The sequence below is a fragment of the Psychrobacter sp. FME5 genome (assembly GCF_014861375.1).
GTDB lineage: Bacteria > Pseudomonadota > Gammaproteobacteria > Pseudomonadales > Moraxellaceae > Psychrobacter.
Genome location: NZ_RRYX01000106.1, coordinates 1 through 9,779 on the forward strand (window position 1 = coordinate 1; position 9,779 = coordinate 9,779).

Below are 9,779 nucleotides of genomic sequence, written 5' to 3' on the forward strand. Positions count from 1 at the left end.
TCGCTCTCGCTTGCGCTTATATCTGGCTGAAATTATGAATGTTCAACACGCCCTAATTATCGTTTTTATAATATTGAGAATTTAGTATTGTTAATTATTTTTCATAACTAAAAAAACAAGCCTTTCATACGCCCATAGACTTATTTCCAACTACCATAGCAAAAATAAATATTGAATCAAAACAGAGCAATTTAACTCAACAAAACAGAACACCTGATTAACGCAAACCCTTTTCTCTTCACATTAAGTCGACAAAGTTTCAAAACATTTCTTTTAAATACTTTTTATCAGATCCTAGCTGTCTTTCTTAGCAATAAACTGAACCACCGCACTCAAGCCTTGATGGCGCTTACCTTCTGAAATCATACGCTGTTTTTCAGTACCGGTTATTTCTTCTAACGCTGCCAGTTCACTACGTAAAACTGTTAACGAACCAAAACGCTCTCTTTGCGTCTCTGGTGGTCCACCGACAGCATCCATAGTTAATTGCTGTTCGGTGTAAGCTTCAAGGATAAATACCCCATTTGGTTTTAATGCCGGTACAATTTGGGCATGAACGTGTCGACGGACAGCGTCGGGTAAATGCGCCCAAATAGAGACGATACTATCCCACTGCTCTTCTCCAAAATCATAGTCGGCTAAGTCGGCAACCTGCGTGGTAACCTGCACGCCTCTATCTTGCGCCAGCTTTAACGCTTTATTTAAGCCCACTTCAGACATATCCATGGCGGTGACTTGATAGCCTTGCTCCGCTAAAAACACCGCATTCCTGCCTTCGCCTTCAGCCAAACATAAAACCTTGCCACCTGCTGCTATTTTCTGAAAATTTTCTTTTAGAAAATCATTGGGTTCTGTGCCAAAGATGTACTCCGCTTCGTTATAGCGTTCGTTCCACATTTTATTTTCCTTTTTTAGTTCTTAATTATTTATTACTACTTAGGCTATTTATTATTAGCTGATAAATGCTTATGTATAAAGCTAACACCCAGTGAGTGATTAGTAAAATGAAGATAATTATAGAAAACAGTTGACTTAGTCTATATATTCATAATATAACATATATAGTATATTCACTATAATGAAAGTATTAGAGGCGTGTTTTGGCTGCCACCACAATAATGCCTTGGGAGGAAGTAATATGATTCATTTAAGCTACACTCTTAAATGCTGGGCGTTAGGCATGGCTTTCTTCTCAGCGTTTTACTTTACAATACTAATGAGTGACCCTAGCTTTGGTAAGTACGTTTATATGTTGGGGCTAAGTACTTTATTGTTTCCTATTGCTAAGCGTTCAATCGATGTGATGACCGATTTTTTTGCCCCAAACCTTCTTTTATTTAACGGATTGGTGCCATCGTTAATAATTAACATTATCATTTGGATGCTCACACCATTCATTGTCGCACTGACAGTGATTGCCTTCATACTTTATAACATGGGAGTAATGACAGAAAACATCCGTCACTAAATATTAACGACAGTCTGTCCGATACGGTATCAGGCTCGTCTGACTTAATTATGCGTCATATAATAAATTTTCATTATTAATCCTAATATAAAACACTTACGCTATAATGCTATCTACAATGATTAAAGTTTTTACTAAAGGAAGTTTATTGAATGACCACTACTACGCGCCAAGAACATGATTTACTCGGCTATCGTGACGTACCCGCCGATGCTTACTATGGTATCCAAACCTTACGTGCTTTTGAAAACTTCACCGTCAGTGGTGTACGCTTACATCAATTTTCTACTTTTATTCGCGCACTTGCGACCGTCAAAAAAGCAGCTGCCATTGCCAATAATAAAGTAGGCGTGTTAAACGAAACAACCAAAGACGCTATTGTGGCTGCTTGCGATGATTTGATCGCTAATAAATACCATGATGAGTTTATTGTTGATATGTTTCAGGGCGGCGCTGGTACTTCAACTAACATGAACGCCAACGAAGTGATCGCCAATCGTGCATTAGAAATTTTAGGTCACAAAAAAGGTGAATATCAGTACGTACACCCAAATAACGATGTTAACCTTTCACAGTCCACCAACGACGCTTACCCCACTGCGATGAATGTCGCCTTAGATGATTATTGCGTTCGCTTGCTTGCCAAAATGGATGTTTTGTACAATAGCTTTAAAAATAAAAGTGTTGAGCTGGCTGACAAGCTAAAAATGGGCCGCACCCATTTGCAAGATGCCGTGCCTATGACAGCGGGTCAAGAGTTTAATGCTTTTGCAACGATGATAAAAAAAGAAATGGAGCGAATCGAAGCGACTCGTGCGCTATTTCATGAAATCAATATGGGTGGTACAGCGATTGGCACAGGTCTGAATGCGCCAGCTGGCTATTCAGAAGAGGTTGCCAAGACCTTATCTGAGCTGACTGGTAGACCTTACTATATCGCTGAAGACTTGATTGAAGCCACCCAAGACACCAGCGCTTATGTGGCTTTGTCTGGTAACTTACGCCTACTCGCTGCGCGCTTATCTAAAATTGCGCATGATTTACGTTTACAGTCTTCTGGTCCTCGTGCTGGTTTGGCGCAATATCGTTTGCCTGAAATGCAGCCTGGCAGCTCAATTATGCCTGGCAAAGTAAATCCAGTCATCCCAGAAGTGGTGAATCAAGCCTGTTTTCAAGTCATGGGTATCGATAATACCATCGTCATGGCGTCTGAAAATGGTCAGCTACAACTCAACGTTTTTGAGCCAGTGATTGCCTTTAACTTATTTACTGGTATGAGTATGCTGGCTAATATTTGCGAGATATTTGCCACACGCTGTATCGATGGCCTCATCATGAATAACGAGGCTTGTAACGTCGAAGTATTCAACAATATCGGTCTTGTGACTGCCCTTAACCCACATCTGGGTTATGACTCTTCTTCTTATGTTGCTAGAAAAGCACAAGAAACCGGCGGCAGTGTTTATGACATCGTTTTAGAAGAAAAGCTGATGGACAAAGCGACGTTGGATGATATCCTCTCTCCTGCTAATATGGTTTATCCAAAGGTTAAAGCCTTACTGTAATTTGTCTGCAACTCAATAAAAAGGCTGGATTAGCGATTGCTAATCCAGCCTTTTTTGTGCAGTAAAAACCATTATGACAGTTCGGTTTTTTTAAGCTGAGTCCAACCCGTCGTCTCTAAAGCCTTCAATCCTGCTTTAGCAATTTGAACATCCTCACTACCATGAGCGCCGCCTACACCAATACCGCCAACCACAACACCATCTATAGAAATAGGTATACCACCATCCATTATTAGTATGTTTTCATCTAAGTATCTTATATCTTCAGGAATCGTGCCGTCTTTAACCCCTTTACCAATCACTGCTGTTTCTCTTTTTTGTGAGTTAGCAGTGTAAGCTTTTTTATAACTAGAGCGGATAGTATGTACCCCTGCTCGATGGTCCCTTAAAAAAGACAGCGTCTGTCCTGAGCGATCAACAACCGTAATCGACACCATTAACCGATAATTTTGTGCGGCCAAAAAAGCAGCATTTGCTATCTTCTGTGCCATCTCACCCGTTAGTAACGAGACTTTTTCTACATAATTTTCATGAACTTTGTGATTGCATATGCCATCCATAGCTATATTTTCCATTTTCAATCCTTGATTTAGTTTTATGAATAATTCATTACCTTTGCATAATTTTGAGGAGCAAATCTCATAGTGACGATCAGCATGCTCACCAGTGTGATAAGTAACATCAGCCAAACTGACTGAAAACTACCCGACCACTGACGCAAAAATCCGGCAAAGTACGGAATAATTGCGGTAATAATAAAGCCAATACCTTGTACAAATGCTGTCAATGCGCCAGCCAACTTAGGATCTGATAAGTGATCAAGCGCCACGGTCAATGTCAGTGAAAAACAAGCACCAAGTCCACAACCAATCATAGCGACCCAAAGAATAAGTAGTGATGCTGGCATCAGCATTAACCCTATAAAACCGATAACCTGAATGCCTATAGCAAAAAATAACCACGGGCGGCGATCTAAGCGATTCGATGATAGTACCGCCTATTAGCGCGCTGGCAATCAAAGCCCAACTGGTATCTAGCCATAGACGCCACAAGCTTGCTGAGGCAATGGCAAATAATCTACTAGATATCCATGCGCTCTCGCTGAGTCGTCGACCAATCCAAGGCAGCAATAGAGGAAACATACCCGTACATAACATAGGTAACACAATAAGCGCAGAATTTAGTATTATTTATGCCTTACATCCACCCCATAGAAGGACGTGGCTTTACGGCACTTTTTGATAAATAAAGAGATGTCCATGGTTGATAAAAGCATTGAAGAAAAGCCAATGCCTAGCGACTTCTTCAATATTTATCATTTTAGGAAAGGCTGCTAGGTATAAGCTACCAGCCAATATCATGATAGTGTATAAAATAACTAGATGAGCTGCTTAATCAAATGTCAGCTTTTAATCGTGATAACTAAAAGCTGAACAACTAAAGACAGGGTAATCAAGAATTAAGCTATTAAAAGCAAAACGGCGATAAGAACTGAAAAAAGAGATAAATTTATAGCCAATAGCACTTACTGTGTCGGTTTTAAAGTGAATCAACTCTATGTACAGACGATGATTAGAACACCACGCCTCATCAAGTCGTCTTATCCCACATTTTACTAAGACGTTTGGGTGATACGGCCATACGGGTTTTCATCGGTTGGGCGAACAGTTGAATGCGATATTCTTCTACCATCCAGCGATAGTCGCTAATGGCTTTATCATTGGCGCGTCCAGCTAGGCGCTCCATATGTAAGTCAAGGGCATAGACGCCATCAAGATCAGCTTCGATATTGTGCTCGAGGCGTTCTATACGAACTTCCAACGCCTCTAGGTAGCGCGGATACTGTTGCCAATGACTGTAATCCATACGGTAGACAAAATCAGCCAAATGTAAATCTTCTAATTGATCTTCGATATCTTCAATAGACTCGCCGAATATCTCACGATCGAGCATCAGCAAACTCTGGCGGATACGTTGCCAACGAGTATAAACGTTTTTGAGCGTTTTTATGACTGTTTGACCGATTAACAAGAAGTTAGTTAATACCACATCAAGCGTTTGATTGTATTCTTCAGGAGTAAATGGCAGCTCTTCACTGAGTCCAATCGCAATGTTATCGGCGCTTTCAGGTAAGTCTGTAGTATGGTCGAATAACACATAGTGTTCTTCTAGTGCTGCATCTAACGTTGCATCTATAATGATGGTTTTGAGCTTTTCCATATCGCCAAGCGGGGCAAACGCCAATTTAAATATTTTATCCACCTGACTGGTTAGCTGCTTTTTCTTCGCGCCAAGCTTACCTTTCATTAAAGTCAGCACCCCATTACGGTGCGCCTGCAATGCAGCATTGACATCAGTGTATTGATGGATAGATACTGCCTCGCCTGCCTCATCAGCGACCAAAGCGGCAAACTGCTTCATTACTACGCCTGCACTATGATGGTTCTTACTAAAAGCAAAATGCTCAGGGAATTCTGTATGAGCGCCTTGTTGTTCATTCACGGCTTGGCGAGTTTCAGAGGCATGGCGAATTTGTAGCGTTTGTAGGTCGCGTCCTTTTTCGATGATACGGTTTTTATCATCGACCACGCAGATTTGTGGCTGTAGATAGCGATCGATAGTAGACGGGTTAAAATTATCAGGTGTCACTGACATGATGCCACGGCGATTAAGTGCTTGGCAAAGCTGTTTTAGTAATCCTTGTTCACCAGCGGGCTGCAATTCATCAAACAAGCTATCGGCAGTGTCAGGAATCGGTACAATCTGACGGCGAATGTCTTTTGGTAAAGATTTTAGTAACTGTAATACTAGCTCAAAACGCCAGCCAGGTACACCCCATAATAGCTCAATTGCATCAAGCTGCGGCAAAGCAACAAGCGGTACACGAATAGTGACCCCATCATCATCGCTGGCAGGGTCAAAAACATAGCGTAACGGTAGCTTTAAGTCACCCAGTCTCCAAACTTCTGGAAAGTCGCCTGTAGTGGGTGCTTGGCTGTTGAGGACGTCTTCATCGGTAAAGAATAAATACTTAGTATCGGTTTTTTCAACCTCGGCACGCCAATCTTCAAACGTTTTACGGCTGGCAATATGCTCAGGGATTTTTTTATCATAAAACTGATACAGTGATTCTTCATCGACCAATAAATCACGCCGACGTAACTTATCTTCAATACGTTCAATGTCGGCAACCTTATCCATATTATGCTGTAAAAAAGGCGCTTGGCGACCCAGATTACCGGTCACTAGACCATCACGAATAAAGATTTCTCGTGACTCTATTAAGTTAACTTGCTCATAGTTGGCCAACTGCTTACTGATAATAATCAGACCAAATAAGCTGATTTGGGCGTAGGCTTTAACCCGCCCCGTCTTTTTCGACCAATGTGGTTCAAAATAGTGATATTTTAATAAGTTACCCGCGGCAGAAATAATCCATTCAGGTTCAATCTTGGCAACGGTACGCATAAAGACTTGTGATGTTTCGACCATCTCAAATGCCATCACCCACGGCGGTATCTGCTTAAATACGGTGCTGGCTGGGAATATCTTGGTTTTTTGCTGACGAGCCGCTAAGTACTCACCGCGATTTTCGGTTTTATGGGCAATAATAGACAATAAACCGGTTAGCAAGGCACGGTGTAAATTGGCGTATTTAACCGCTTTAAGCGCTTCATCTTCAATCGCTGTCGGGTCGCTGGTGGTATTTTTTGTTGAGCTATTTTTAGCAGCACTTTTTGAATCACTAGCATCCGTTAGATTAAGCTCAGTGACCATTTGTACCAGCTGACGATGCGTTTGATGCCACTCACGCACGCGCGGAAAACTGAGGTAGTTTTTCTTAGCAAACTGTCTACGCTGATTGCCCGACAGCTTATTGCCGTTTTCATCTTTTTCAAACAGCGCCTTCCACAGACTTAAATAGAATAAAAAGTCAGAATCATCTTGGCGAAATTCAGCATGCTTTTGGTCAGCTTGCTGGCGCTTATTAGCGGGACGTTCGCGCGGGTCTTGTACCGCAAGCGCGGCAACAACGATTAGCATTTCGCGAATACAGTCGAAATCAGAACCAGCGACCAGCATGCGCGCTAGCCTTGGGTCGATTGGCATACGCGCCATCTTTTGACCGGTTGCTGTCAGTCGTAGATGATCCAAACCTTTTGCAGGTTTTGACTTGGTAGACGTGGTTGCGTTTTTGGACGTAATCGCGCCTAGCTCATCAAGTAATTTATGACCATCCGTGACCAAGCGGCTATCAGGTGGCTCGATAAACGCAAAATCATCGACACTGCCTAAGCGCAGGTTTGCCATCTGCAAAATGACTGACGCTAAATTAGTACGCAGAATTTCCGGCTCGGTGAATTCTGGACGACCGCTAAAGTCTTCCTCACTATAGAGTCGAATACAAACACCGGGCGCCACGCGACCACAACGACCCTTACGCTGATTGGCGGCGGCTTGTGAGATGGCTTCAATTGGTAAACGCTGGACACGTGAACGATAAGAATAACGCGAAATCCGCGCAAAACCCAAATCAATCACATAGCGAATACCAGGTACGGTCAGCGCAGTCTCAGCTACGTTGGTGGCGATAACGATACGCCGACCTCGACCCGAGGGTTGAAAAATACGCTGCTGTTCTTCATAAGTTTGACGTGCAAATAATGGCAATACTTCGGTATGCTTGGGCCCGTGACGCACAAGTATTTCTTGCGTCTCACGAATCTCCGCTTCAGTGGCAGCAAATATCAAGATATCGGCTTGGTCGGCATGACCTTTGTTTTGCGCATCACTAAAACACTCATCTACCGCAGCAACCACCGCACGCGGTAAATTATCTTCAAAGTCATCATAGCTATCATCATCAGAGCTGGTCACCGGCTCATCAGTCAACGGACGATAACGCACTTCTACAGGAAAGCTGCGCCCTTCGACATTAAAGATAGGTGCAGGAACTTGCCGTTTTAGCTTATTATCATAACGACTAAAGTATTCGCTAAAACGCTTGGTATCAAGCGTTGCCGAGGTAATAATCACTTTTAAATCAGGACGCTTGGGCAGGAGCTTCTTGAGATAACCCATAATAAAGTCGATGTTTAAACTACGCTCATGCGCTTCATCGATGATAATAGTGTCGTATTTACTGAGAAACCTGTCATGACCCAATTCAGCCAGTAAAATACCATCGGTCATCAACTTAACGACAGACTGCGCTGTGCCCTGCTCATTAAAGCGAATCTTGAAACTAACGGTATTGCCTAACTGCTCACCCAACTCTTCCGCAATTCGATTCGATACACTTCTTGCCGCCAGTCTTCGCGGCTGCGTATGCCCTATTTGCCCAGTAATACCGCGACCTGCCAGCATCGCAAGCTTTGGCAACTGCGTGGTTTTACCAGAGCCTGTCTCACCCGCTACGATAATGATTTGGTTGTCGGTAATCGCTTGGATTAAATCCTCAGCACGTTGACTAACCGGCAAATCAAGGTTTAATTTGGCTGGTAAATCATTCGGAATACTATCTATACGTGCCTGTACCGCTTGCTGTGAACGGGTTTTTATTTTGTCATATTGCGCCCGTTTTTTAGTCAGCACATCGTCTGCTTTATTATTATCGCCGTTATCAGTCTTAGCATTCGGTTTTTTATTTTTTGCCACAGCAGCACGAGCCAATTCACGCTCCAGACGGCTTAAATAATAACTATCTTTGGCAAGAACGGGTAAATCAGTAGCGACCTTAGTTTGCGTTTGCGCTTGCGCTTTATCATTGTTTGCCATGATATTTGAGTCATCGTTATTTGGGGTTGCTACTTTACTTATTTCATCGGAGCTTAGTTCATTAGTTTTGTTTTCAGTAGGCATTTCTGAGGCATTCTTAGAAGTATTGGGCATATTTACTTAGGCTATTTATTATTTGGAAGTGACTAGATTATGGGGGTAATTTGGCAGTGATTCAAGTTGGTTGTGGTGTTTCTAATACCGACGTTAGCGTCCGATATATAAAATCATCTGATACACTATTACTGACTTTGATCGATATGCTTAAATCATACTCTATTGAAGAAACCATCAATTCAATAAGACTTATATCATAAAGAAGGTTTTATATGTCTAAATTAAATAGGTTGGCTATAAAGTCGATACCCATTGTTATTGGATTTATTGTTTTAGTATGCGTTGTATACTCTTTATCAAACCAAGTAGTACTAACCCAAAGAGCAATTTATCAACACATCATTAAAGTTGAAATCAAATACCCTTATTCCAACGATACTAAGGTTTATACTATAAAGCATCATCCTAAAACCGTCGAAGCCATCACCAATGATATCAATAGCCAAAGTTATGGAAAATGGCGTGAGAATATAGGCGGTAAAGAAAGTATAAATGCTGTCTCTGTCAAGCTATACAGCCACACTGAAACCATGGTTGCTAGTTTTTCTTTATACTCAAACGGTATACTAGAGCGAGGCCATAATTATAGACAGCTTAACGCGCAAGGTTTTCATAGACAGATAGACATAATGCAATTGCCAGCATTAAGACAGGTCTGGTGCGATAGTAAAAATATTAACGATTATAGCCTATCGCAATATGGCCAATATTGCGCAGACCATTAAGAAAAGACTAGGATGTGTGCTCACTTTGAACGAATACAACCTGTTGACTAGGGGCTGTATAGAATTGGGAAATAGTTGAAAAAAATAAGCAACGCCTTACACTCTTGTTTACCACAACAAAGAGAA

General features: G+C 41.9%; 7 protein-coding genes. 3 read left to right on the top strand and 4 right to left on the bottom strand.

Features of this window, described 5'->3' with window-relative positions; all coding sequences use genetic code 11:
- Positions 1-294: 294 nt before the first annotated feature.
- Entirely contained in the window at positions 295-897 is a 603-nt protein-coding gene (locus EI161_RS11755; protein ID WP_192529633.1) for a class I SAM-dependent methyltransferase, read from the bottom strand.
- Between the two features lie 241 nt (positions 898-1,138).
- On the opposite strand from EI161_RS11755, the gene EI161_RS11760 reads away from it, so the two are divergent.
- Complete coding sequence (locus EI161_RS11760; RefSeq protein ID WP_192522418.1) at positions 1,139-1,468, top strand: hypothetical protein; 330 nt, start codon at positions 1,139-1,141, stop codon at positions 1,466-1,468.
- 152 nt (positions 1,469-1,620) lie between these two features.
- Positions 1,621-3,033, top strand: coding sequence for an aspartate ammonia-lyase (gene aspA / locus EI161_RS11765; RefSeq protein WP_192522417.1), 1,413 nt, complete (start codon positions 1,621-1,623; stop codon positions 3,031-3,033).
- Between the two features lie 71 nt (positions 3,034-3,104).
- Here aspA and EI161_RS11770 read toward each other — a convergent pair whose 3' ends face one another.
- The 3 genes from EI161_RS11770 to hrpA all read right to left on the bottom strand — a co-directional run bounded on the left by EI161_RS11770 (position 3,105) and on the right by hrpA (position 8,811).
- Complete coding sequence (locus tag EI161_RS11770) at positions 3,105-3,608, bottom strand: GlcG/HbpS family heme-binding protein (protein WP_192529634.1); 504 nt, start codon at positions 3,606-3,608, stop codon at positions 3,105-3,107.
- Positions 3,609-3,628: 20 nt separating this feature from the next.
- Positions 3,629-3,940: a hypothetical protein gene (locus EI161_RS11775; RefSeq protein WP_192522415.1), complete on the bottom strand. Its 312-nt coding sequence runs from the start codon at positions 3,938-3,940 to the stop codon at positions 3,629-3,631.
- 683 nt (positions 3,941-4,623) lie between these two features.
- Positions 4,624-8,811 carry an ATP-dependent RNA helicase HrpA gene (hrpA, locus tag EI161_RS11780; protein WP_192522452.1) on the bottom strand — a complete coding sequence of 1,396 codons (4,188 nt, stop codon included), beginning with the start codon at positions 8,809-8,811 and terminating at the stop codon, positions 4,624-4,626.
- 329 nt (positions 8,812-9,140) lie between these two features.
- Between hrpA and EI161_RS11785 the strand changes: the two genes are divergently transcribed.
- Positions 9,141-9,653 carry a hypothetical protein gene (locus tag EI161_RS11785; protein ID WP_192522414.1) on the top strand — a complete coding sequence of 171 codons (513 nt, stop codon included), beginning with the start codon at positions 9,141-9,143 and terminating at the stop codon, positions 9,651-9,653.
- Positions 9,654-9,779 lie beyond the last annotated feature (126 nt).